Here is a 23489-nt window from a genome sequence, read left to right on the forward strand (position 1 = left end):
CATGACTGAGCAGGCCAACCACCGTATTTTAACCAAATTTGATGAAGTTGCCCAAAAATACGACAGCCAACGGCGCAAGCTTATTCCTTGCTTTGACGACTTTTACAACACGGCCGCTTCCCTCGTTCGACTGGAGGGTAAAGCTCCTCGCATTTTGGATCTAGGTGCCGGAACAGGACTATTTTCCTCATACATGATTCCCATGTATCCGCAAGCACAGCTAACGTTAGTTGATCTTTCGTCAGGAATGCTCGACATTGCCAAGGAAAGATTCGCCCATGCGGAAGCAGAAACGAGATTCGTAACAGCCGATTATTCAACTTTCGAGGATTCGGAGCCGTTTGATGCGGTTATTTCATCCTTGTCCATCCATCATCTGGAGGATGAAGCAAAGCAGGCGCTATTCCATCGTATACATCAATGGCTGAAACCAGGCGGGCTGTTCGTCAATGCCGATCAAGTGCTTGGTGCAACACCATTTCTCGATGGACTGTATCGTACGGATTGGGAGGCGAAAATCGAGGCAACCGATCTATCCCAAGAAGCGCTGCAAGCCGCGTACGAGCGGACCAAGCTCGATCGAATGGCTCCGTTAACTTCGCAGCTTGGCTGGCTTTGTGATGCTGGGCTTATTGAGGTGGACTGTGTCTACAAGTCGTATAATTTTGTCGTGATGTTTGCGAAGAAACCATAAGCTTCTGCTTGGCGTCATGCAAGCAGTCATTACCACATGATCGGCTTCGCCACCATGAACCACATCATGGATAACGTTATTATCACATACCAGATCAACGCTTTGCGCAGCTGATTAACGAGGGCATCGCGATGATCATGCGGTGCTTTGAGCTTTCGAATCAGCGGCGAGAATGCGCGAGCGATGAAATACAATGATGCGACCATGATCAGCACAGTTGCGATAATCCATGATGTTTTCCATGTCCATGCTGTGATCCATGTCAGTAGAATACCTGTTGCTACAAGCACATGGCCTGCATGCTTCGTGAGTCGAACGGTAATCCGAAAAGGCTCTAAATAATCAGGAAGCTGTTCAAATGGTGCTCTGCGAATCATAGCGAGTAAAGGAAATAAGACAAAATAAGGACCGATACTTAACACAACGCTAAAAATATGAATGTAAAGCATGACGATATACCAAGACAAGTCGTTCATCCGTTCTATGAGGAATTTGAAAACCGTGTGAATCCTAGGATCCACACGGTTTTTGGTGTTATTCGGCTTTTTTAAATTCGTGTACCCAGACTTTCATCTGTGGCAGCCACGGCATACCAGGATGCATCGCGAGGATGCTGTCGCGGTATTCGTCAACCGTTTGGTGACCTTCCATTTTCGCGTGCTCAGCTGTCAATTCACCTAGTGACTGTTGATACACATTCGTTACGACAAACGCTGTTCCTTGCAGATCCATGGTTTCACCGATATCGGCATAGCGTCCGTTGCGACGGCAAGCTGTCTTCTGACCAGCAAGCACTTTGCTGACTTCCGCTTCCTTTGTCACTAATCGATCGATAGAACACGTTTTTGGCGGTAATGTTTCATTTACATTTGTTTCACTCATTGTAGTTCCCTCCTTTTGCCAGTTTTCATTATAGCGAAACACAATCGCTTTGTCGAACTGGCTCAAGATCCTAACATTTTGGGCGAAATTATTCTCTTAAAGCTTCCTTTAATTTAGTGGACATGCTTTCCATTGCCTCAGAAGCTGGACGCTTTACGCCACGTAATCGCGCAATCTCCGCTCGCAGCTTGTCATTTTCGATCAAAAGCTGCTCAACCTTCTCGATCATCTGCTCTCGATCTAAGTGATCCCATTTTCCCATATCGCCACCTCATTTCCTCAAAAACCCCCTCATCACAAGGAATCATCCAGTCGGATGCTCTCCATGCAAGGAAGGGGCTGTTCATTTCACTTATTAGCTGCTTCTAAGCTTATTTCGTCAACGAAATCGTGTACAAGCGAGCTGTCTCTTCCCATACTTCGCCTGGTGCCAAGGAAACGAGCCCGATTTGATCGGCAGGCAGGTCGACATTCGGCGCATTCACCAGGTTCATTTGCGGTTCTGGACAGAAGAAACCTTCGGTTTTACCATTGTTCCAGATCATCCATTGCTTATACGAAGTCCCCACATCATAGACTAGTTTGATGCCTTCGCGGGCATCTGTCAATGCCATGAAGTTCCGGCTATTTTGCGGTACGCTGGTGTAGTGATTATCCATCGCTTCGAAGAACGGCGATAAGCCGCCAACTTTCATCTTCTCTTCCTCTGCGGATAACGCCTGATACTCGCCTGTAGGCAGCATGCGGTCGTTTAACGCCCAACGGTTACCAATTGTCATTTGGAACGTGTAGTCCGAAGGCGCGCTGTTCGCAGCAAATGGTGCATTAATCGTCGTGTGAAACGCTAACAAACAAGGCATTGCGTCTTGGCCTTCATTATGTACGGAAATTTGTTGATGTAGTCCTTGATCATTCAATGTATAGATTAAACGAATGGTAAACTCATGTGGCAAATAGGTATAAACCGAGTGCCCTTCTCTCACGCGAAGCGCAAGCGAAACACGGCTCTCTTGACCGTCATTGCTGAAATGCTCAACCGCCCATGGAATATTGTGTACAAATCCGTGAAGGTGATTGCCTGTCTTCGCTTCGTTCACTGGGAACTGATAAACTTTCCCGTTCCAAGGGAATTTACCATCCTCGTACCGATTCGGAGGGAATAGGACTGGAATTCCGTGAATGATTGGACGCTCTTTGAATGAGGCCATCTCTTCTAAACTAGGCTCGCGCAGGAAACGATATTCTTTCTCTATATCACGAAAAGCAATAAGATTCGCACCGACTTCAGGTAAAACAACCGCCTCATAACGCCCCGCTTGCAGCCAGATGGCTTGCTCGCCATTGTATGTTCCTTCATACGCTTTTGTTGACATCCTTATCGTTCTCCTCCTAGGTAACTGCTCAACTCTCTCCAAAAGGTTGGACAGGTCATTTGATTTCACTTTAGCCCAAGTGTGCGCGCAAAGTCAATGGACGTAAATAGCACGAATATAGACAAATGTGACTTCGTAAAAGAGTAATTTCGACGTGTTGCCTCTGGTGATAGGAGTTAGTCGATTCTTTCGACTTACTCGGGACGCGGCGGTCCTTTGCGCGAGAGTTAGTCGATTTTTTCGACTAACGCCTCCCCTCCCAAATAAGAGAAAAACCCGAGGCTAACGGCCTCAGGTTTTCCTTCGTAATGCCTAACGCTTCCAAACAGCATCGTTCCAACGAAGCTCGTTGCGGAACTGCAACGGGGATGTGTTTTTGTTAATGATGACCACTTCAATACCTGCAAGCTCCGCCCAATCTACAAGTTGCTCCGTGCTAACTTCGTAGGAGAACACCGTGTGATGCGCGCCGCCCGCAAGAATCCAGGCCTCTGCAGAATCTCGCAGCGAAGGCTGCGGTTTCCAAAGCACACGTGCCACAGGCAATTTCGGCATTGATTTAACTGGTTGAACAGCGTCCACCTCGTTGATCAGCAAGCGGAAGCGATTGCCCATATCAATCAAGGAAGCATTCAGCGCAGAGCCTGAAGCCCCGTCAAAAACAAGACGCGCAGGATCCGCTTTGCCGCCGATACCGAGCGGGTGAACCTCGATTTTCGGACGTGTTGCCGCAATCGTTGGACAAATTTCCAACATGTGGGCGCCTAGCACAAGCTCGTTACCTGGCTCCATGTGGTAGGTGTAGTCCTCCATAAAGGATGTACCTTTATTGCCCGCGATGATTTTCATGACACGCAGCAGGGCTGCTGTTTTCCAATCGCCTTCCCCGCCAAAGCCGTACCCTTGCTCCATTAAACGTTGAACGGCTAGTCCTGGCAGCTGCTTTAGGCCATGTAAATCCTCAAACGTCGTCGTGAATGCACCGAAACCGCCTTCTTGCAAGAATGCCTTCATTCCCAGCTCAATGCGCGCTTGCTCGCGAATCGCATCACGAATCGGTCCAGCTGTGCGGCCTTCTGGTGTAATATCATATGTTTCATGGTATTCGTCCATAAGTTGATCCACTTCGGCTTCGGAGATATCCCCCACGCGCTGAACGAGATCACCAACGCCATATCCATTAATGGACCAGCCGAATTTGATTTGTGCTTCCACTTTATCGCCTTCGGTTACCGCAACATGGCGCATGTTATCCCCGAAACGAGCCACTTTCAAATTGCGTCCTTCAATGAAAGCAACGGATGTGCGCATCCAGCCAGCAATACGATCCAGAACAGCAGGGTCTTCCCAATAGCCGACTACGACTTTACGGGAAATACCCATGCGGGCACCGATAAAGCCATATTCACGATCGCCATGCGCCGCTTGGTTTAAGTTCATGAAATCCATATCAATTGTATCCCAAGGGATATCACGATTGAATTGTGTATGCAAGTGAAGCAGCGGCTTACGGTATTCCGAAAGACCGGCGATCCACATTTTAGCTGGAGAAAACGTATGCATCCACGTAATAATTCCCGCACATGAGTCATCCGCGTTGGCATCCAAACACAGTCGGCGAATCGCATCTGGCGTCGTAAGGACTGGTTTGAAAACTAGCTTACTTGGAATGACTTCAGCGTGATCAATACCTGCGGTAATTTGTTTAGAGTGTTCCTCCACTTGAAGTAATGTTTCAGGCCCGTACAAATGCTGACTTCCCGTTACAAACCAAAATACCTTTTCTGAATAAGCGTTCATGGGCAAAATGCCTCCTTGGAGAATGAATAGAATGAATTTCCATGCCCCAAGTATAACACTTGTACGTACAAGTTGGCTACTCTAATTTTTTTGTCTTAGTGAATACGAATCGTAGACTCTCGAATGATTAGTTCCGGCTTGTACACTTTACCCGTCTCATTGCCATTTGCACGCTTGTTCTCAATCATATCAAGCAAAATACTTGCGGCATCGCTGCCAAGCTCTGTTTTCGGGTGGGAAAGCGACGTTAATTTCACCTCTGTTGCCGTGGCTAAAGTAGAGTCATCAAACCCAATTAATGAGATATCTTGTGGCACTTGCAATCCTGTTGTACGTACAGCTTCTAACAAATGAATCGCAAGCTCATCGTTGTAACAAACGAATGCGGTTGGCCGCACTTCCTCGTTTTCCAGCATGGCAAGCGCACTACTGTAAGGCTTTTCGCGTTTTTCCTCCGTTGAATAATGAACCACGAATTCTGGTTGCAAAGGGATCTGATAGTGCTGATGCGCGCGAATAAATCCTTTTAACCGATTCACACCCTGCAAGTCATCCGTCTTGAAAAAGCCCGCCAATCGCCGATGCCCTAGCTCAATCAGATGTTGTGCCGCCTTGAAGCCGCCCTCCTCATCGTCCACGACAAGTGATGGGCAATTCATTTCAGGGTAACGTTCATTGATCATGAGATACGGAATGTGTTGATAGTCCAGGGACAAATAGTAGCTAAGATTCGGATTGCCTTCCGCACTTTTCGTCGGCTCAATAATAAGCCCGCTCAGCGGCTGACTGAGCATCATGTCTAGGCTCTCTCTTTCTTTCGCCTTGTCGTTATCTGTTGAGGACAACAGCAGTCTGTAGCCTCTGGCTCTTAGTGCAGCCTCTGCCCCTCTTACAATATGCGGAAAAATGTAATCTGAAATATACGTCGTCAGGATGCCGATGGTCTGAACATCGCGTGATTTTTGCGTTTGCGGCGTGGAGACGAACGTCCCTTTGCCTTGGAGGCGATATAGCCAGCCCTCCTTCTCAAGCTCGCCAAACGTTTGGCGGACGGTCTGACGGCTCATCAGAAATTGCTCGGCAATTTCGTTTTCTGAAGGCATTTGATCGTTAGGTTTGAGCTTACCTGCATGCAACCAAGATAAAATCTCTTGTTTTAGCTGTAAGTACTTTGGTAATGGCTTTTCTTTCATGCTTCACCTCGAGGCTTTGTTTGTGACCGTATTATACCATCGGGTGAACTTGTATGTACATATGGCTCACATATACTCCCTCTGCTTCGTATAATCTCATCTCAGCTGAGGCATTGTAAAGTAGGGTCACATTAAAAAATGAAAGGAGGAACTTTGTTATGGCAAAACCAGATGACCGTTCTAACAATCCAGCTCGCCTACAAAATGCAATCGATCATACGATGGCGAATTTACGTGAAGCAGAGGATTATTTGGATGAACATGCCGAAGAAATTTCAGCAGATGATAAAAGCAGCATTGAGGCAAAGAACCAAAAGCGCAAAGAAGCCATTAACGGCTTCATTGCCGAGAAGCAGGACGAGCAAAACGATTAATATCGACTTCTTGTAGAAACCCTGCATGAGTGTCAACATCAAAGTCCCGAGGACGCTATGGACAAGCGCTGCTCGGGACTTTGAATTATCTAAATCTGCCTACGTTTGATATATTTATATATAGATGACTTATACATTAAAGACTAACTCTCATTTAAAAGGAAGTGTCCAACCATGAATGCAGAAATGGTCATGCAGGAGCTTGAAGCTCTCGGCAAAGAAAGAACCAAGAAAATATACATGTCCAATGGCGCGCACGAACCGCTTTTTGGCGTAGCGACAGGCGAAATGAAGCCAATTTCCAAGAAAATAAAAATAAATCAACCTTTGGCTGATGAGCTTTACAACACTGGAAACTATGACGCCATGTACTTTGCAGGCATTATTGCAGATCCAAATGCAATGACCGAAGCGGATTATGAACGCTGGATTGACGCAGCTTATTTCTACATGCTGTCAGATTTCGTCGTTGCCGTTACGCTGTCCGAAGCAGATATCGCGCAAGACGTTGCCGATAAATGGATTGCAAGCGGCGAAGAACTGAAAATGTCAGCGGGCTGGAGTTGCTATTGTTGGCTCTTAGGGAACCGACCAGACCGTGAATTTTCCGAGGACAAAATTGCCAGAATGCTTGATCTTGTGGCTGAAACCATTCATGACGCTCCCGAGAGAGCGAAGTACTCGATGAACAATTTCATCACAACTGTAGGAATATCTTATTTGCCGCTCCATGAGAAGGCTGTTGAGACTGCAAATTCAGTTGGCCCCGTAGAAGTCAAAAAGGATACGAAAAAAAGCAGCTTTCTTAACGCTTCCGAAAATATTCAAAAGCAATCAGCGAGGGATAGACTTGGCTTCAAACGCAAGCATGTGCGGTGTTAACTTCCTGCCAATATGCCAAACAGGCTGTCGACGATGTCGACAGCCTGTAGTCGTTGTAGCTAATTGGATAATCCAGCTTTTTGCACGTTTCCTCCAGGCATCCAGACGGTCAAAGCAAGCATCATGATGCCAAGTACTGCACATGTCCACGCCATACTGTGAAGATGTGGGGTTGTGATGTGTTTGCCGAAGAGCGCTGCAAGCAGGCTCGAAGAAAGAATAGTTCCAATAAACCGAGATGTCATGAACAGTCCAGAGGCAATGCCCGTTTCTTCTTTTGATACGAAAGTGTAGAGCGCTGTCTGCATGGCTAAATTGTTAAAGCCGTTAGCGATTCCAAGCACGCAAAGGACTAGGAAGATCGTCACTGCGCTCGCATGATCCTGTATAAGCAACATCAGCAAGCTTCCCACTGCAACCAAAGTAGTTCCAGCCATCAGCGGCGACTTGGAACCGCTCTGGTCAATCCAACGACTAGCCAGTGGCGTAATAACCACACTAAAACCAGCGATAGATAACATGATAATACCCGTCTTCTGCGGGTCCATCCCCTGTACGCTTTGCAAATATGACGGTATCCCAAACATGATGGAATAGAACGCGATATTCGTCAATATAAACTGCACGTAAATCCGTGTGACATTCATATTTTTCCGCAAAAAAACCACATTGATGAACGGATTACTTTGACCGAGCTCGTATCGATAAAGCCAGAATGACAATCCAACGCTAACGATGAGCTTCCATAGGCTGAATCCTTCCGCTAGCGACAAGAAAAACAGCAGCCACATGAAAATCGCCGCAGAAAATAATGCTACGCCCCGCCAATCCATATTGGCCGCGCGTCCAGTCGTTCTCGGATCCGTCGGGAACAGTTTCCATGCCAGTAGAAATGAAGCCACAATAAACGGAAAATTGCACAGGAATATCAACTGCCAATCTCCATAGTGCAGTAACAATCCACCGAGCGAGGGGCCGAAAGCAGCCGAGGTGCTGGAAAATATCGAGATGATGCCAAGCGCCTTTGCTTGGTTAGACGTAATTTGACTACGGATCATCCCCATGCCAGATGGGAACAATGCAGAACTCCCCAATGCTTGAATAATCCGAAACCCAATCAGCCAACCAAAGCTTGGAGATAGCGGAGCAAGGCTCGACGACAACGTGACAAGCAAAAGCCCAAGCATAAACACCTTTTTACGGCCGAAAATATCACTCCACTTGCCCATGAGCGGCTGACCAATTGCGCTGACCAAATAATACGTCGAGATCAACCACGATACATCGGCAAATGTAAGATGGAAATCTTCCTGCAATCGGGCCAAAGCAACCGAGATCATCGTCGTATTGAGCGGATTCAGCAAGGTGCCCAGGGCCACGGCAGTAATAAGCAGCATTTCTTTTCGCTTCATCGTGGTCTGTTGGAGTACCACAATCTCACCTCATTTCTCAGGTACTTCGACGGTTGATAGCTTTCTTCGTTATGACTCCAGCATATAACCAAAGAAGCTATTGGTCCAATATATTATTCGTATGGTTTTTATAGGTATTAACAATAAGATTGGTGAGGGTATAGCATTTTCGGTGGTCTTCCTCCCCCCTCCTTGTTATGATGGGACTACTAATTAAAAAATGTGAAGCTGGAGGACATAGACATGGTCACAGTAACGAGACGGAAGGCAAACATTGTTGGGGCTGGAATTGGTGGATTGTGTACGGCATTGTCCCTTCAGAAACAGGGGTGGCAAGTTTCGATTTATGATAAAGCAACATCTTTGAGAGAAGCTGGCGCGGGTATCGTTTTGGCTGCTAATGCGATGAAAGCACTCGATCGGCTCGGTGTCGGCGAAATTGTCAGGCAAGTGGGTGCACCTGTTGTTCATGCTGACATACGGACTTGGGACGGTAAACTCATCACACGTCTTCCTGCAGCCAAGCAGGCTGTTCGATACGGAACGCAAAGTTATGTTATTCATCGTGCTGATCTGCAAGCCATCCTTGTGCAAACTGTAACAATGACGTCAGGGCCTATTCAGACTAATAAACAATGGATCGATGGCATACAGAGTGACCAAGGCGTCATCTCTATTTTTGAAGATGGTACGCAGGAAGAAGCCGATGTCTTGATCGGTGCTGATGGGATTCACTCTGCCGTACGTGAGCGGCTTTTCGGTCCTAGTCAGCTTCATTATTCGGGTTATATCGCATTAAGAGGTGTTTGTTCGAAGGATGAAGAGCAAGATGCCAATCTTGGCGGAGGCTTTGAGGCACTTGGGCCTGGCAAACGATTCGGACTCTCAAGTCTCGGCAACGGCCGTCTATTCTGGTTTGCTGCCATCAATGCGACTCAAGGGGATTTCCCCCCACTAGCGGAGAGAAAATCGGAGCTGCTACAACTTTTTCACGGCTGGTACAAACCCGTCTTATCGGCAATTGAAGCAACGGAGGCGTCGACTATCCTCGCTCATGACATCGTTGACCGCTCTCCCCTATCTCGCTGGAGTTCTGGCAGAATGACACTCCTCGGCGATGCGGCACATCCGATGCTGCCCAATTTGGGACAGGGAGGCGCACAGGCGATTGAAGATGCCATTGTACTAGCGAGATGCCTGCAACATCAGGATATTCCTGCTGCACTTGTAGCCTATGAGAAGGAACGCATGACTCGAGTAAACCGAATCGTGCGGTTGTCGCGGACTATGGGGCGAATGGTGCAGCTTGAAAACTCTTTTCTCATCTACGGTCGCTTCCTTGTCGGATGCGCGTTATATAAGTCGCTTCGATCCTATTATTGGATATGAGGTGAAATGAAAAAACCGCGCAACAGCGCGGTTTCCCCTATTTTTTTACATGACAAATGATATTCTATTTCTCTAAAGAATTCATAGCTGTATCGACCAACAGGTCGAAATGCTCATCTTCCTCTAGTAACTCCTCGACAGCCTCGATGTCCTCTTCCTTGCCGGATTCATTCAAAAAATTGAGCGCGTAGCTCCAGTCATTTTTCCCCTTCGGGCTTTGAAGTGTGATTTCGTACGGATGCTCGTGACCATTGACTTTGAATTCAACGTGGCCGAGGTAGCCGTCCTCCTTGCTGTGTTCCATGCGTGCGTTTAAAATTTCAAACATCGTTAACATCCTTTTCTATGAATTTCAGCCATGTCCAGATGGTGTTCATGGTGGTTTGTAAGTTGGTATTGTTCTCCCAAATGTAGGGTGCATGATCGCGAAAATAATCCGCATGTCCACCGATCAATGGTAACTGATGGAGATGGATGGGTGCATGTTTCTCCCGATGCCACAATCGAATTCCTAACCGAGTTTTACGCCAGCCTCCCCATGTTCCTAGACGTGCGACAGGATCTCGCTTCTGATTCTGTTGATTCTCTCCTTGGATATTCAATACCTTCCTCTTTAATGAAACAGGTATTGCGCACTTAGGGGATCCGATTTGGATCACAGCAGTAATGAGCCTTCCCTCTCGCTCTAGCCGCTCTGCCGCCATTATGGAAGCAACCGCACCGCCGCTATGGCCAATGAACAACAGCTTCTCGCTTGGCACAGATGTTGCCACAACGTAGTTGTAGAGATTTTTGCCACCATACACGGATGCTTTGCGATGGGCATTGTGCCACATATCACGGATAATTTCCTGGAGCTGAACACGCTTCGAGCGATCCCAAGCACCATAAGGGAAATGAATATGTACGCGAACTTGCTTCCCTTCATTTTCGTATCGCAAAGCTATCGCTGCAGCAAAATCATTAAGAAAGTTGGACGCAGTTGCAAAACCAGCCGAGACATAAATTGCGATGTGTTCAAGCTCAGCGGGAGTGGTCATGGTAAACTCTGGTCCTCCTCAATCTAAATTCGCGGCTTTGCACGGTTCGTAGGGATGGCTGACATCGGATCATCGGGCCAATAATGTTTGGGGTAGCGGCCTTTGAGATCTTTTTTGACTTCGAAATAGGCCTCTCTCCAGAAGCTTGCCAAATCCTTCGTGACTTGCATCGGTCGCTGCGCTGGCGATAAGAGATGCAACGTGAGAGGAACCCTCCCTTTCGCAATTCGCGGCGTGTCTGCTAAGCCGAACATTTCTTGCAACCGGACGGACAAGGTCGGCGCCTCGTTGTTGCTATAGTCAATGGGGATACGCGATCCACTAGGTACACTCATGTGTGTTGGCGCCCATTCGTCTAATTGACGACGCTGTTCCCATGTTAGCATTTCCTCTAATAGACTTGTCAAGTTAAGACGGCTTAACGCCCCTTTACTTTTCACCCCATACAAGTGTGGACCTGCCCATTCCTCTAGGGTTGCGAGCAGCGTTTCATCACTCAGATCAGGCCAATTTTCTATAAATTGATGCAAAAATTGACTACGCTCTTGAAGCTGACGGGCACTCCGCGACCATGGGAGGATGTCGAGGGATTCTGTACGAATCCCCTCAAGAAGTGCGTGCAAAACGAGATCAAGATCAGGCTCGTGAATCGGTCTCTCCTTGAGTGTTAGCGCGCCTAGCAGCCATCGTTCTATGGCTTTCACAGAGCCAGTTGCCCCTTCCCACTCCACTGCTTGCTCTTTCCGAATTTGCTGGTGAAAAACAGAAAACAGCTCTTCTTCCGACAACGGTGCCGCCAGAAAAATGCGGCTGTCGACGCCGTTATCATCGAGCTCCGCCGCGACGAGATACCGCTCTTGCGAGAGCGGTTGCAGCTCCTGGAGCACGGCCCCGCGGCCGTTGCTGAGCGTAAACCGCCCCGCCGACCGCCGCTGCGCGACGCGGTCGGGGTAGGCAAAGGCGAGCAGCAGCCCGCTCGCCTCTGCAGAGCAGTCGCTCGGCCGCACGCCGAGCGATTGCATCAAGATGTTGGCCTCCGCCGTAATTCGGCGGCAGAGGCCAACATCCACGTCCGCGCGCGCTTCGCCACTGGGCGCGCGCCGGAGCACTTCGATGCGGCTGCGCACATCCGCATCGCGGTCCGCGGCGCGCATAACATCGCGCTCGCTCAGTAACACCGCGAGCTCGCACGCCAGCGCGCCGAGCGCAAGCGGTATGGCTTGCAGCACCATGTGCGCAAGCCGCGGGTGCAGCCCTAACGCCGCGACACGTTTGCCGTGCGGCGTTAGGGCATTCTCGTGCAGCGCGCCCAGCTGCACGAGCAGTTCCCGCGCCTGCCCATAGGCAGCGGCAGGCGGCGGGTCGAGCCAGACCAGCTCCGCTGGGTCTGACACGCCCCAGGCGGCCAGCTCCAGCGCCAGCGGCGCGAGATCGGCTTCGCGGATCTCGGGGGTGCCCCTCGGCGGGAGCTGGCGGTGTTCGGTCTCGGTCCACAGGCGATAGCATACGCCTGGACCGAGACGCCCTGCCCGTCCTCTGCGCTGATCCGCAGAGGCGACGGACACAGGCACCGTCGTCAGACGGGTCATGCCTGTGCGAGGCGAGAACTTCGGCACACGCATGAGGCCGCTGTCGATCACAACCGTGATACCTTCAACCGTTAAGCTGGTCTCGGCGATCGAAGTCGCCAGCACCACTTTGCGATGGCCTGGCTTGGTGACAGCTGCTAAGGCTCTATCCTGCGCTTCAATAGACAGATTTGCATACAGAGGGGCTATTTCAACGTTATTCCCCAAATTCAACGCGCCAAGTCCTTTCTCAACGCGATGAATTTCCGCGGCACCTGGCAGAAAGACCAATAAACTCCCTGCATGAGCTTGCAAAGCCTTATGTATACTGCTCACAACGGCAGGCTCCAGTTTACCACTAACAGCCTGGGGCAAATAATGCGTATCTACAGGATACGAACGCCCTTCACTTTCAATTACGGGGGCATCATCCAGCATGGCTGAGATCGCTTTCCCATCCAATGTAGCTGACATGATCAGCACCCGCAAATCTTCGCGGAACACCGTTTGAGATTGGCGAGTCAAGGCTAGTCCGAGATCCGCATGCAAGCTCCGTTCATGGAACTCATCGAAAATGACGAGTCCAACTCCCTCCAACGCTGGATCCTGCTGAAGCAATCGTGTAAGGATACCTTCTGTGATCACTTCAACGCGTGTTTTCGAGCCAATACGTGTATCATTTTTCACGCGATAACCAATGGACTGTCCGACTTCCTCACCTAGCAGCTTTGCCATATAACGAGCTGCAGCGCGTGCTGCCAGACGTCTCGGTTCCAGCATTAGGATTTTTCGTCCCTGGAGCCACGAAGCATTCATTAGCGCTAATGGGACCTGTGTTGTTTTACCCGCACCCGGCTGAGCAACGAGAATTGCACAGTTTCGTTCTTGCAAGGTTGCATGTAATTGCGGAAGCACTTCAGCAATAGGCAACTTATTCATGTCGTTCACTCCGAGCTCGCATGTATTTAATGTTGTAAATAATTAGACGAAAAATCACGATTTGTTCATTGCTTTCTCCCCATTCACCTGTTCCTTCTCATGTTGATCGTGTATACTAATAGACAATCAAGTCACTAAAGGAGAACTTTCACATGAATGTACATGAAGCGATTTCCAAACATTCGAATGCACAGCATATGCATCTTGTTCGTTTTGCAGAGTTGGATGCACAGCGCGAGCAAGCCATTGACGTGGCGGTCGACTTGTGCAAACGCGGGCTTCCTTTCACTGTTGATGCCATCAACGCGGTCACAGCCCAAATCATCGCCCATGCCCAAAAAGGTATCTCTCCGCTCCGCTCCCTTGTTACTGAGGAAATGGTTCGTGATTATGTAAACAAAGGGTAAGGAGATACATAACAATGGGTGTATTTACGTTTATTTCGATGCTGATCATGGGCTCCGCATTTAGCGCAGGTTTCTTGCTGCTTTTTAAGCAAAAAATCGCATGGGGCATTACCTGCATCGGACTCTCCATCGTCTGTTACATTGCATATGTGTACATTGCGAATACCTACTTCGCCTAGTCAGCTTATGCAGAGGAAGAACCGATCTCATCACGATCCGGTTCTTTTTTCTTTTATTTCAACACCAGCCACGCTCGTCCATTTTCTGAAACAATTGCTCATAATAAGCCATCGGATGCGGCACAAGCTCGCCAAGTGTTATGTCCCATACCTCTTTCACATAAGCTCCATCGGCTCCCCTTCGATATCCTAATGCAGGAATCTCTGCACACTCACCGTGAAGCAATTGTTTCAACGCACTGACTTTTACGGCATATAACCCCGTAACTTCGTCTGGCTGCAGCTCGTAGCTCCGTAAATCTTGATCACATTGATATAGAAAAACGTGACAAAACTCCCGATCTATCACCTGTTCTGAAACAAAATCTTCCTCGGCAAATACCCCGCACGGTATTAAGTCTTCGAAGGAAACTTGAAGCCCCAATTCTTCCTCCAACTCCCTTGCGCCTTCTTCAACGGATTCACCTGCTGCCAGATGGCCTGCACAAGAGATATCCAAGAGATTGGGGAACAGGTCTTTATCTGGATGCCGCAATTGAAGCAGAAGATGGGCGTTATCCCCTTCCATTCGTACAATCCAGCACTGAAAGGTTTGATGCCAGAGCCCTTTGGCATGGACCTCGGAGCGAGGCGCCACGCCGAGCCAATTCCTTTTTTCATCATATACATCAAAAAGTTCTTCTGATTTCTTCACTTAGTGTCCCCGCTTTCGCTCACCAACCAGTTACCGACGTGTGGACTTCTTCGTCGCCTTCATCGCATAAAGATCATCTTCAAGCACACTCATTCTGTCTCTAACCGCTGTAAGCGCATCCTCGATCGCCTGATTATAGATAGGACTTGTCAACAGACCAAGCATGTAATCAATCAACTGCTCTGCCGCCAAATGCCCTAATTCCAAACCATGCTCGATGTCCATATGTTCCTGCAGATCGCTGATGATCGCTTCTTTTTCATCTTTGGGCAACTTGATCGGTTTCATCCAAACACTCCTTATTATGCCATTACCGTCTATTATAACGGATTTAGGCGCAAGGAACTATATATGCATATGGGTTCGAGCCCCCACCTGAAAAAGGGAATAAATGCCGTTTCCTTGGTACATAGTAAGGCAGTACGACTACTCTAAAGAAATGGATGTGCACGCATGGAAAACAAGAAGCATCAAGGCAATTATACGGGAACAACGAATATGAACGCAGAAAATCAAGACATGGCATTCGTCAATGACACCCTTGAAAACGCGCCAAATACGACCTCCATCAACCTTGCCAAAGACGATATTAGCGAAGACAATGAAGAAAAACAATTGAATCAACACTAGGTTTCACGCCATCAGAGCAGTCTTTTGTCGTTCCATTTGAACGGCGGGGGCTGCTTTTTTTCATGAAATCTCCTTAATCTCCAGTGCCGCCAGCTTGGCATCACCTTACTCGTGCGCTACTATAGATGGAGAATCATGATGGAGGAGGAGAATCTTACGTGGAAAATGTCATCGTCATCGGTGCAGGTCCTTGCGGATTATCAGCTGCCGTTGCTCTACAACGCGAAGGGCTTTCGCCGTTACTTATAGAGAAAAATTGTATCGTGAATGCCATTTATCAATATCCAACTTATTTGCAATTTTTCAGCACGCCCGAGCTTCTCGAAATTGGCGGCTACTCCTTCACAACACCGCACGAGAAACCGTATCGGCAAGAAGCGCTCGTGTACTATCGTGAAGTTGCGCGGAGAGAAGGTTTACGTATCCATTCATATGAAGAAGCTACCCTCATCGAGCGTTACGGTACTGATTTCAAGGTTCATACGAAAAACCAGTTTGGTCAGTTAGCCACATATGATGCGCACAAAGTGATTGTCGCAACGGGATATTTTGATCATCCGAATATGCTTGGTATCCCTGGCGAAGATCTTCCGAAGACGACGCATTATTATAAAGAAGCGCATCCCTACGCTGGAGCCAAAGTCGCCATCATTGGTGGAAACAACTCAGCCGTTGATGCTGCCATGGATTTACTGAGGGTCGGCGCCGAGGTAACCGTGATTTATCGCGGTAAAGATTTCTCGGCCAATATTAAGCCTTGGGTTCGGCCGATTTTCGAAAGCATGGTGAACAAAGGCCGTATTCACATGTGGTTTGATGCACAAGTCCAACGCATCGATGAGTTAAGTATACATGTTCGCAAAGGAACTGAGCATGTCACGTTAGCGAATGATTTTGTTCTTGCTTTGACTGGCTTCCGGCCCGACCGTCAGCTGCTCACGGATATCGGTGTTCACTTTCACGCAGAAACGAACGCACCGGTGGTTCAACCCGATACGATGGAAACGAATATCTCTGGCCTCTATGTAGCTGGTGTCGTTGCTTCTTCCAAATACGATGCGAATGAAATATTTATTGAATCAGGCCGTTTACATGGCATATCGATTACTAAACACATCATAGCTAGCCTCAACCACCCATCTACCTGATCGGTGGTTTTTTCTATGAAAATATTTCCTTTTTTTTCATAGACCCCTTCCATTGCGAACATTTGTTTGCTATAATAAAAACAAGAACAAATGTTCCAATTAGATGAGGAGGTTGTTAACATGATGAACACCAGTCACAATTTCCGTTTTATTGAGAGAGATTATTGGTATCACAAGGCATTGTGTGACACCGACCATCTACAACCCGAGCAGATCGACGCCATGTTGGATGAAGCCCATACACATTACGCCGACTATACCTTCAAGTTTTACGATGATGGTTCGGTGACAATCATAGATAATGACACGAACAACCGAATTAAACCGCGAGAGCTTACTGGTGCTGTTTACGACTTCTACATCCGCAAGCGCATTTATTTAATTAAATACAACTTAATGGAGAAACAACTACAACATGCCAATTGAAGCACAATGAGGCCATCTGTTTCGGACGTACGAGCGTCCTTTCAGATGGCCTTATCGTGTTCTTGCGTATAATTAGTACCGCCTAGAAACAACAAAAAAGCCTCCAGTTTATACTGAAAGCTTATATGGACATTCTCCAGTAGCTATGAATGATATTTGAAGCAAGTTTGTGTATGGTCCTGAACCATGCCAACAGCTTGCATATAGGCATAACAGATCGTTGACCCTACGAATTTAAAGCCTCGTTTCTTCAAATCTTTGCTCATGGCATCTGAAATCTCCGTCTTCGCAGGTAAATGGCGGCTGTCCTCCCAATGATTCTTCAGCGTCTCTCCACCAACAAAGCCCCAAATATAGGCATCGAACGTTCCGAACTCCTGTTGGACTTTCAAGAAAGCTTTCGCGTTCTGAACAACAGCGGCTATTTTCAAGCGATTGCGGACGATGCCTGGATTCTGAAGGAGATCTTGGAGCTTCGCTTCATCGTAATTCACGATGATATTCGGATCAAAACCGTCAAAAGCTTCGCGGTAACTCTCTCTTTTTCTCAAAATCGTATACCAGCTAAGTCCTGCCTGCGCGCCTTCCAAATTCAACATCTCAAACAAGACACGATCATCGTGAATAGGAACTCCCCATTCGTTGTCATGGTAATCTAGATATAACGGGTCATCATTAACCCAACCGCATCGGTTTGTCATGTAAAGGGTCACCTCATTAAATTATAGAACAAGTGTTCTGTTTTATTATAATCGTAACGCGAACACTTTGTCCAGTTCGATTTAACCAAGGTGCTCTGGCAATCCATAAAAGCGCTTCGTGTTCGCCAAAATGACAGCAGCCGTTTCTTCAAGCGGAATCCCTTTGATACGTGCGATCTGTTCAATGACAGCATGAATCATGATGGGATGTGTTGCACGCCCCAAGAATGGGCCCTCGAACGGCCAAGGTCCATCCGTTTCAACCATCAGTTGCTCTAACGGATACATGCGAACAAGCGTTTGAATCTCTTCCTCATATTGAACATCCGGTGTAATAGAGATATAATACCCCGCTTCGATCATTCGCTGAACCGTTTGGCTCGACCCTTTGAACCAATGAAAATGGGCTTTCTCGATACCGTATTTGCCTAAAACATCACAAACAAGATCAGCATCCTCATATACCGCATGCAGGACGACAGGTTTGTTCCACTGTGCCGCTTGCTCGATGAAACGCTCCAGTAGTCCCACATACGGTGCCAGATCGAACGCTCCACCATCGGCTTCTGCCTCTTTGCGCATATAATAGGGAAGTCCGATTTCGCCAACAGCCGTCATCTCATCAACCCGTTCCCCCATCCAAGTGAGTAACTGTTCCAGCTCGTCACCTGTCGGCAATTCCTGTTCTGGGTGGAATCCATAAGCTGCATAAATGCGATTAGGTGCTCTACGCTGATACTCCCTTGTTCGTCGGCAGGAATCCAAGTTCATCGACACAGCGATGAGTGCAGCCACTTGGGATGCTGGCAATTCTTCAATCATTCGCCCAGCATCGGATTCACTGTACATGTCCAGGTGAATATGTGCATCAATGGCTTCCATGTGTCGTTGTCTCCCGTCGTAAGAGGCCTTGAACGTAATGTCTTAACTCTTGGAATTTGGGATCTTGAAGCACCGTCTCCACCCTTGGTCTTGGGAACGGCACTGTCAACTCCTCTACTACACAAGCTGGCTTATTGGAAAGCACATAGATGCGATCGGAAAGAAATAAGGCTTCCTCGATGCTATGTGTGACAAATAAGATGGAACGTTTATTTTGCTCCCAAATCGCAAGGAGCCACGCCTGCATGTCCTGTCGCGTCAACGCATCCAAGGAGCCGAACGGCTCGTCCAACAGCATCAATTCCTGCGGACTTAACAATGCTCGCAAAAAGGATACCCGTTGCTGCATCCCTCCAGATAATACATGTGGCAGCTCTCGTTCATAGCCGCCGAGTCCGACTTTGACCAGCCACTCTCTCGCCTTCGCAAGTGCTTCGCTGCGGTCCTGCCCAGCTACTTCAAGGCCGAGTGCCGCATTGGATTCAATCGAACGCCAAGGAAACAAAGCAGGCTGCTGAGGCATGTAAGCGATAAGCCCCTTCTCGCCAGTTACTTTCACCCCATCTAGATGGACATCACCACTCTTTGGCTGAATCAAACCGCCTATGATGTGAAAAAGCGTACTTTTCCCGCTCCCAGAAGGGCCAATAAGGGATACGAATTCACCTTGATTGACATGCAAGTCGATATGGTCAAGGACTGGTACAGAACCCTTTTTACCTTGAAAATAATGCCCAATGCCTGTCAGCTCTAATTTCTTCATCTATTCCGCTTCCTCTCCTTACGAAGATCGTTTGGCATTCCAACGAATGACCAGCTTCTCAATGCCGGCAATGAGCCAGAAAAAGAGTAAGCTTAAAAGCACGACGATGCCGATAGCTACAAATAAGCGGTCTGCTCGAAAGGCAGATTTTTGAAGGATCATATAGTAACCTAATCCGACATTCCCGCCTAACCACTCGGCAATGACTGCGCCCATGACACTGTAGGTTGCCGAGATTTTCAGTCCTGTGAATAGAAAAGGCAACGCATTGGGCAGTTCTAATTTATAAAAAATTTGGCGCCGAGAAGCACCGATCATTTGCATATAGTTGTACATACTCCGATCTGTCTGCATGAACCCATCCAGGGTAGACATGGTTACAGGAAAGAAGCAAACGAGCGAAATCAAAATAATTTTAGGTAAAAGTCCGAATCCAAATAGGATAATTAATAGCGGTCCCAGTGCGATGACAGGGATATTCTGGGAAAGGATGAGAAGTGGATAAAACCCAGCCTTCACTAGAGGGATACGATGTAAGCAGCCCGCAACTAAGACACCGACCGTAGCCCCTACGCCGAAGCCAATAAACATCAGACGCACGGTCGCCCATGTATGCATCCATATGCGCGCCATATCCGTGGTTCCTTCTCTCCAAATTTTAAGGGGACTAGGCAACAGCCAGGATGCGGTTCCTCCCCAAGTGACGGCAACCTGCCAAGTAAACAACAGAAGGATGACTACCACAAGGGGCGGCCATCCAGCTTGAATCCAACGTTTCATGTTCATTATCTGTATTTCTCCGTAAGCTTGTCCATCGAAGCGCCTGATGGGTTGAAATAAATTTTCACCAGCGAGATTACGTTCGGACTTCCCATCGCAATCATAGCCGCATTCATCTCTTCAATGATGTGCAGCAGTTGGCTTAAATCGCCTTCCATGGTGGTTTCCAGGGGGGATACAACATATTTCACTCCCGACTTCGCAATCACTTCAATGGCACGATCGACATAGGGAATGACGTCTTCGTTAATCACCGTTTTGGGAATGATTTGAATACTGACAAGGGCATTAGCCATCTGAATTCTCCTCTTTAGTCACTGAATTATTTCGCGCTTCCTGGCAAAAAGGCATTCGTAAAAGCCGCATCCGCATCCAGCTTTTTCTCCAAAAGCTTGTGATCCAGCATCCACGCTGCATAATTCTCCCAGACGCTCTTTTTCTGTTCGCCCCAACGTGCTGCATCATCTTGGTACCGCGAACTGAGCCATTTCTGACTAGCTTTCACAAGCTTAGGATCTAGATCTGGAACCGCTTTGATTAAAATATTTGCCGCATCTTCCGGTTTGCTAATCGCATATTGATAGCCTTTCGATGCTGCAGCAACGAACGCTTTCACAAGATCAGGCTTCGTTGAGATCATTTTCTCACTCGTCGCGAGCACTGGTGTATAATAATCCAGTTTATCCGAATATTTGTTTAAATAAATCATATTGATCGGCTCGCCGCGAAGCTCGGCATCTACACCTGTCCATGCGTAATAGATCCAAGCGAAATCAATATCGCGCTTCACCGCTGTGAAATAGTCTGCTTCACCAATATTAAGCATTTTGACTTTCGACGGATCCGCCTTCTCTGACTGCATGAGCGAATCAATCATTGCGCTTTCCACTGGAGATCCCCAACCGCCATAGGCTTTGTTTTCAAAATCCTTAGGTGTCTTGATGTTTTTGGCAACGGGTGACGCAAAACCAGAAGTATTATGTTGGATAATTGCTGCAATGGAAACTAAGGGAACACCTTGAATTCTCCCTTGGGTAATCCCTTCTTGGTAGCTGACACCGAACTCAGCCGCGCCGGACGCGATCATTGTATCCGCTCCGCCTTCACCAGGCGCAATAATTTGAACATTCAAGCCCTCTTGTTCAAAAAATCCTTGATCCTTCGCCACATATAGTCCCGTGTGGTTCGTATTCGGCGTCCAGTCTAGGACAACTTTGACATCGGTTAATGCTTTGGGAGACGCGGTCGGTTGCCCCGACTTCGCTTCCCTGTTCCCACAACCTGAAGCGACCACTGTAAGGCCTAGCAGGATAGCAGGTGCTGCTTTTTTCCAATTCATGTGTACCTTCCCCTCTCGATCTTCCTGTATGTAACCATAAGAAAAAGCCCCCGTTATCCGGGAGCGCCATGTGTAGAAAAGGATTGGTTCTATCGGTCGTGACGACAGACTTGCATATCGTTCGAATTCTCTACGCTGGCATTATCCAGATCAGATTAACGGTTAGTGACAAATACGGTCACAATCTCAGCCTGACTTCTCTCAAGCCCCCGTGGGTTCTTATTGGTTTAGCTTCTACCATACCGTATGTTTCGACAAAATGCAACAAGAACGACGCAAGGTTAATCTAGATGAACCAAAAATGGCGTACGTTCACCTGCTATTGCTTCGACAGTTCGTTCTTGCATACCGGCTTCCATGGCATGCAGCTTTAAAGCAATTTGAAGTTGCAGTCGATCATCCGATCGCTGAAGATCAACCCCAAGCAGTTCCTTCACTCTCTCCAAACGATAGATTACCGTATTGTGGTGGGTGTATAACTGCTGCGCCGTTTTACGAACGTTCTCGTGTTGTTCGAAATAGGCAAGCAGCGTCAAGATTAAGGAGCTTTGATGCTTCCAGTCATACACTTCTAATGGAGTGATCCATTCCTCTCGAAATTGCGAAAGTTCCTTCCCTTGCGGAAGTAGGTACAGAATTTTATAAACACCTAATTCCTGATAGCTGATCCATTCCTGCTGCAAACCGCAAATCTGACTAATGCTATACACTTTGGCCGCTTGCATATAACTGCTGCTTACCTCTGTTGCAGATTGCACTCGATTGCCTAAACAGAACGAGAATGCATACGGAGAATGGTTAAATTGAACTTCTTGCAGGGCAACTCGTAACCGTTGCTTGAGCTCTTTCTCTAGTACATCCGATTCTGAATTAACGAGAATGACTAATCGATCTTCGACGATCGAATATAACAAATCGCGACTTCGCAGCGATTCTTGCTGCCTGAGTTGCTGTACGATTCGTTTGAGCTGGAGCAGGTTCGGGGCCGTATCAATCCAGCGAATGATAACCGCATGAAAGCTTCCCTGATGATTGATCGGACATCCACATGCCTCAGATCGCAAATCAAGATCTCTGCGTGTCCCGATTCGCCCAACCAGCCAATCATGCAAAAACTGGTCAATATATTTGGCCTCGACCTCGCGACGCGCATTCACATTCATCATTTCCAAATGGATGAGAACACCTACTCGCTCTAAAGTAAGCGTATCTAAAGGCTTCAACTCTTGATGCCAAGCTAACAGCGTTAGGTAAGATTCTGCTCCGAACTGCTCTTTGATCTTCGTCACCGCTACTCTCAGCTCCCGATCACCCGCGATTAAGTTTGGCATACCTGACTTTATCGTTTGTAGGAGCTGTGTTATCGAGAAATGTTGTGCGAAACCTACCGTTTGGATCCATTGATTCGTCTGGCGGGATACGTGCATTTTGCCAGCTGAACTCAGTAGTAGAATGGGATTACCTAACTCCTCTTCCACATAGCCCAGCAGTTCTCCCAATTCTTTACCTTCCAGAAGCAGCTCAGAGAACCGCTGAAAACGCCGTTGAAGAAGCGCGAGCCCTGCCGCTTCCTCTACCAGAACTCGTTCCATGACTTCTCGTACGACTTCAGAGAAAACCGTGCCAGGCGGCAATTCAATGATCGGGAAGTGGTACTGATCAGCGACGGCTAAGACGCGAGGCGGGATTTCGTCCAGAAACCGCTTCGTTTTGATGCCTAGCGCCGCCACGCCCTTTGCTACGAGTTGGGGAATCAGTTCCACGAAGGCATTCGGGTCATCACGAAAGGGATACCCTGTGGAGATGAGAAACTCGCCCGGCATCACCCAATCGATGACATCCGGAACTTCCATCACATTCACGCGAATGACTGCCGCCTTCAAACCCGCGCTGCCAGCAAGCACTTTAGCACCAGCTAAATGCGGCATAGCAAGCAATTCACTGCCGATTAAGCCATGCCCTGCAGACTGCTCTCGCATGCCAAGTCCCCCTCT

Annotated in this window: 28 protein-coding genes; 9 read left to right on the top strand and 19 right to left on the bottom strand. The window is 48.0% G+C overall.

Annotation, left to right across the window (positions count from 1 at the left end; all coding sequences use genetic code 11):
* Position 1 precedes the first annotated feature (1 nt).
* On the top strand, positions 2-694 hold the full coding sequence (locus MJB10_RS13405) for a class I SAM-dependent methyltransferase (RefSeq protein WP_314795367.1): 693 nt from the start codon (positions 2-4) through the stop codon (positions 692-694).
* A 29-nt stretch (positions 695-723) separates the two neighbouring features.
* Here the strand turns inward: MJB10_RS13405 and MJB10_RS13410 are convergent, their stop codons facing one another.
* From MJB10_RS13410 to MJB10_RS13435, 6 genes are all read right to left on the bottom strand, one after another.
* Positions 724-1170 (bottom strand): DUF2269 family protein, encoded by a 447-nt coding sequence (locus tag MJB10_RS13410; protein WP_314795368.1) that lies wholly within the window; start codon positions 1168-1170, stop codon positions 724-726.
* Between the two features lie 58 nt (positions 1171-1228).
* Positions 1229-1576 (bottom strand): ASCH domain-containing protein, encoded by a 348-nt coding sequence (locus MJB10_RS13415; RefSeq protein WP_314795369.1) that lies wholly within the window; start codon positions 1574-1576, stop codon positions 1229-1231.
* Between the two features lie 88 nt (positions 1577-1664).
* Positions 1665-1838, bottom strand: a complete 174-nt coding sequence (locus MJB10_RS13420; protein WP_314795370.1) for a hypothetical protein — start codon at positions 1836-1838, stop codon at positions 1665-1667.
* Between the two features lie 109 nt (positions 1839-1947).
* Positions 1948-2949: an aldose 1-epimerase gene (locus tag MJB10_RS13425; RefSeq protein ID WP_314795371.1), complete on the bottom strand. Its 1002-nt coding sequence runs from the start codon at positions 2947-2949 to the stop codon at positions 1948-1950.
* A 312-nt stretch (positions 2950-3261) separates the two neighbouring features.
* On the bottom strand, positions 3262-4749 hold the full coding sequence (gene araA, locus MJB10_RS13430) for an L-arabinose isomerase (protein WP_314795372.1): 1488 nt from the start codon (positions 4747-4749) through the stop codon (positions 3262-3264).
* A gap of 95 nt (positions 4750-4844) precedes the next feature.
* The gene (locus MJB10_RS13435; protein ID WP_314795373.1) at positions 4845-5942 is read right to left on the bottom strand and encodes a GntR family transcriptional regulator; all 1098 of its coding nucleotides are present in this window, start codon (positions 5940-5942) and stop codon (positions 4845-4847) included.
* Between the two features lie 158 nt (positions 5943-6100).
* Here MJB10_RS13435 and tlp point away from each other — a divergent pair, with 158 nt between their 5' ends.
* Positions 6101-6316 (top strand): small acid-soluble spore protein Tlp, encoded by a 216-nt coding sequence (gene tlp, locus MJB10_RS13440; protein WP_314795374.1) that lies wholly within the window; start codon positions 6101-6103, stop codon positions 6314-6316.
* Between the two features lie 174 nt (positions 6317-6490).
* On the top strand, positions 6491-7198 hold the full coding sequence (locus tag MJB10_RS13445; protein WP_314795375.1) for a DNA alkylation repair protein: 708 nt from the start codon (positions 6491-6493) through the stop codon (positions 7196-7198).
* 59 nt (positions 7199-7257) lie between these two features.
* Here MJB10_RS13445 and MJB10_RS13450 read toward each other — a convergent pair whose 3' ends face one another.
* Entirely contained in the window at positions 7258-8610 is a 1353-nt protein-coding gene (locus tag MJB10_RS13450) for an MFS transporter (protein WP_314795376.1), read from the bottom strand.
* A gap of 243 nt (positions 8611-8853) precedes the next feature.
* Here MJB10_RS13450 and MJB10_RS13455 point away from each other — a divergent pair, with 243 nt between their 5' ends.
* Positions 8854-9999: an FAD-dependent monooxygenase gene (locus tag MJB10_RS13455; RefSeq protein ID WP_314795377.1), complete on the top strand. Its 1146-nt coding sequence runs from the start codon at positions 8854-8856 to the stop codon at positions 9997-9999.
* A gap of 64 nt (positions 10000-10063) precedes the next feature.
* Here MJB10_RS13455 and MJB10_RS13460 read toward each other — a convergent pair whose 3' ends face one another.
* Genes MJB10_RS13460 through hrpB form a run of 3 tightly spaced genes read right to left on the bottom strand, consistent with a single transcriptional unit; the run spans position 10064 to position 13546 of the window.
* Positions 10064-10327 carry a hypothetical protein gene (locus MJB10_RS13460; protein ID WP_314795378.1) on the bottom strand — a complete coding sequence of 88 codons (264 nt, stop codon included), beginning with the start codon at positions 10325-10327 and terminating at the stop codon, positions 10064-10066.
* Positions 10320-11039: an alpha/beta hydrolase family protein gene (locus MJB10_RS13465; RefSeq protein WP_314795379.1), complete on the bottom strand. Its 720-nt coding sequence runs from the start codon at positions 11037-11039 to the stop codon at positions 10320-10322. Before MJB10_RS13465 ends, MJB10_RS13460 begins: the two co-directional genes overlap by 8 nt.
* Before the next feature lie 23 nt (positions 11040-11062).
* The gene (hrpB, locus tag MJB10_RS13470; protein ID WP_314795380.1) at positions 11063-13546 is read right to left on the bottom strand and encodes an ATP-dependent helicase HrpB; all 2484 of its coding nucleotides are present in this window, start codon (positions 13544-13546) and stop codon (positions 11063-11065) included.
* Between the two features lie 152 nt (positions 13547-13698).
* Here hrpB and MJB10_RS13475 point away from each other — a divergent pair, with 152 nt between their 5' ends.
* Together MJB10_RS13475 and MJB10_RS13480 are read left to right on the top strand one after the other, a co-directional pair.
* Positions 13699-13953, top strand: coding sequence for a YpbS family protein (locus tag MJB10_RS13475; protein ID WP_314795381.1), 255 nt, complete (start codon positions 13699-13701; stop codon positions 13951-13953).
* A 14-nt stretch (positions 13954-13967) separates the two neighbouring features.
* On the top strand, positions 13968-14132 hold the full coding sequence (locus MJB10_RS13480) for a hypothetical protein (protein WP_314795382.1): 165 nt from the start codon (positions 13968-13970) through the stop codon (positions 14130-14132).
* Positions 14133-14190: 58 nt separating this feature from the next.
* On the opposite strand, the gene MJB10_RS13485 is transcribed toward MJB10_RS13480, so the two are convergent.
* On the bottom strand, positions 14191-14826 hold the full coding sequence (locus MJB10_RS13485) for an NUDIX hydrolase (RefSeq protein WP_314795383.1): 636 nt from the start codon (positions 14824-14826) through the stop codon (positions 14191-14193).
* A gap of 30 nt (positions 14827-14856) precedes the next feature.
* On the bottom strand, positions 14857-15114 hold the full coding sequence (locus MJB10_RS13490) for a DUF2164 domain-containing protein (protein ID WP_314795384.1): 258 nt from the start codon (positions 15112-15114) through the stop codon (positions 14857-14859).
* Between the two features lie 165 nt (positions 15115-15279).
* Here MJB10_RS13490 and MJB10_RS13495 point away from each other — a divergent pair, with 165 nt between their 5' ends.
* The 3 genes from MJB10_RS13495 to MJB10_RS13505 all read left to right on the top strand — a co-directional run bounded on the left by MJB10_RS13495 (position 15280) and on the right by MJB10_RS13505 (position 17030).
* Positions 15280-15456: a hypothetical protein gene (locus MJB10_RS13495; protein ID WP_314795385.1), complete on the top strand. Its 177-nt coding sequence runs from the start codon at positions 15280-15282 to the stop codon at positions 15454-15456.
* 158 nt (positions 15457-15614) lie between these two features.
* Positions 15615-16604 carry a YpdA family putative bacillithiol disulfide reductase gene (locus MJB10_RS13500; protein WP_314795386.1) on the top strand — a complete coding sequence of 330 codons (990 nt, stop codon included), beginning with the start codon at positions 15615-15617 and terminating at the stop codon, positions 16602-16604.
* Between the two features lie 120 nt (positions 16605-16724).
* Complete coding sequence (locus MJB10_RS13505; protein ID WP_314795387.1) at positions 16725-17030, top strand: hypothetical protein; 306 nt, start codon at positions 16725-16727, stop codon at positions 17028-17030.
* 143 nt (positions 17031-17173) lie between these two features.
* Here the strand turns inward: MJB10_RS13505 and MJB10_RS13510 are convergent, their stop codons facing one another.
* The 7 genes from MJB10_RS13510 to MJB10_RS13540 form a co-directional block, all read right to left on the bottom strand.
* The gene (locus tag MJB10_RS13510; RefSeq protein WP_314795388.1) at positions 17174-17731 is read right to left on the bottom strand and encodes a DNA-3-methyladenine glycosylase I; all 558 of its coding nucleotides are present in this window, start codon (positions 17729-17731) and stop codon (positions 17174-17176) included.
* Between the two features lie 81 nt (positions 17732-17812).
* Positions 17813-18613 (bottom strand): TatD family hydrolase, encoded by an 801-nt coding sequence (locus tag MJB10_RS13515; RefSeq protein ID WP_314795389.1) that lies wholly within the window; start codon positions 18611-18613, stop codon positions 17813-17815.
* On the bottom strand, positions 18600-19376 hold the full coding sequence (locus MJB10_RS13520) for an ABC transporter ATP-binding protein (protein WP_314795390.1): 777 nt from the start codon (positions 19374-19376) through the stop codon (positions 18600-18602). The genes MJB10_RS13515 and MJB10_RS13520 overlap by 14 nt, the downstream gene beginning before the upstream one ends.
* Positions 19377-19394: 18 nt before the next feature.
* Positions 19395-20162 carry an ABC transporter permease gene (locus MJB10_RS13525; protein WP_314795391.1) on the bottom strand — a complete coding sequence of 256 codons (768 nt, stop codon included), beginning with the start codon at positions 20160-20162 and terminating at the stop codon, positions 19395-19397.
* Complete coding sequence (locus tag MJB10_RS13530; RefSeq protein ID WP_314795392.1) at positions 20162-20452, bottom strand: thiamine-binding protein; 291 nt, start codon at positions 20450-20452, stop codon at positions 20162-20164. The genes MJB10_RS13525 and MJB10_RS13530 overlap by 1 nt, the downstream gene beginning before the upstream one ends.
* A 26-nt stretch (positions 20453-20478) precedes the next feature.
* The gene (locus MJB10_RS13535) at positions 20479-21495 is read right to left on the bottom strand and encodes an ABC transporter substrate-binding protein (protein WP_314795393.1); all 1017 of its coding nucleotides are present in this window, start codon (positions 21493-21495) and stop codon (positions 20479-20481) included.
* Between the two features lie 281 nt (positions 21496-21776).
* Positions 21777-23474 (bottom strand): PucR family transcriptional regulator, encoded by a 1698-nt coding sequence (locus tag MJB10_RS13540; RefSeq protein ID WP_314795394.1) that lies wholly within the window; start codon positions 23472-23474, stop codon positions 21777-21779.
* Positions 23475-23489: the final 15 nt, after the last annotated feature.

The sequence above is a fragment of the Paenibacillus sp. MBLB1832 genome (assembly GCF_032271945.1).
In the GTDB taxonomy this organism is placed as follows: Bacteria; Bacillota; Bacilli; order Paenibacillales; family NBRC-103111; genus Paenibacillus_E; species Paenibacillus_E roseopurpureus.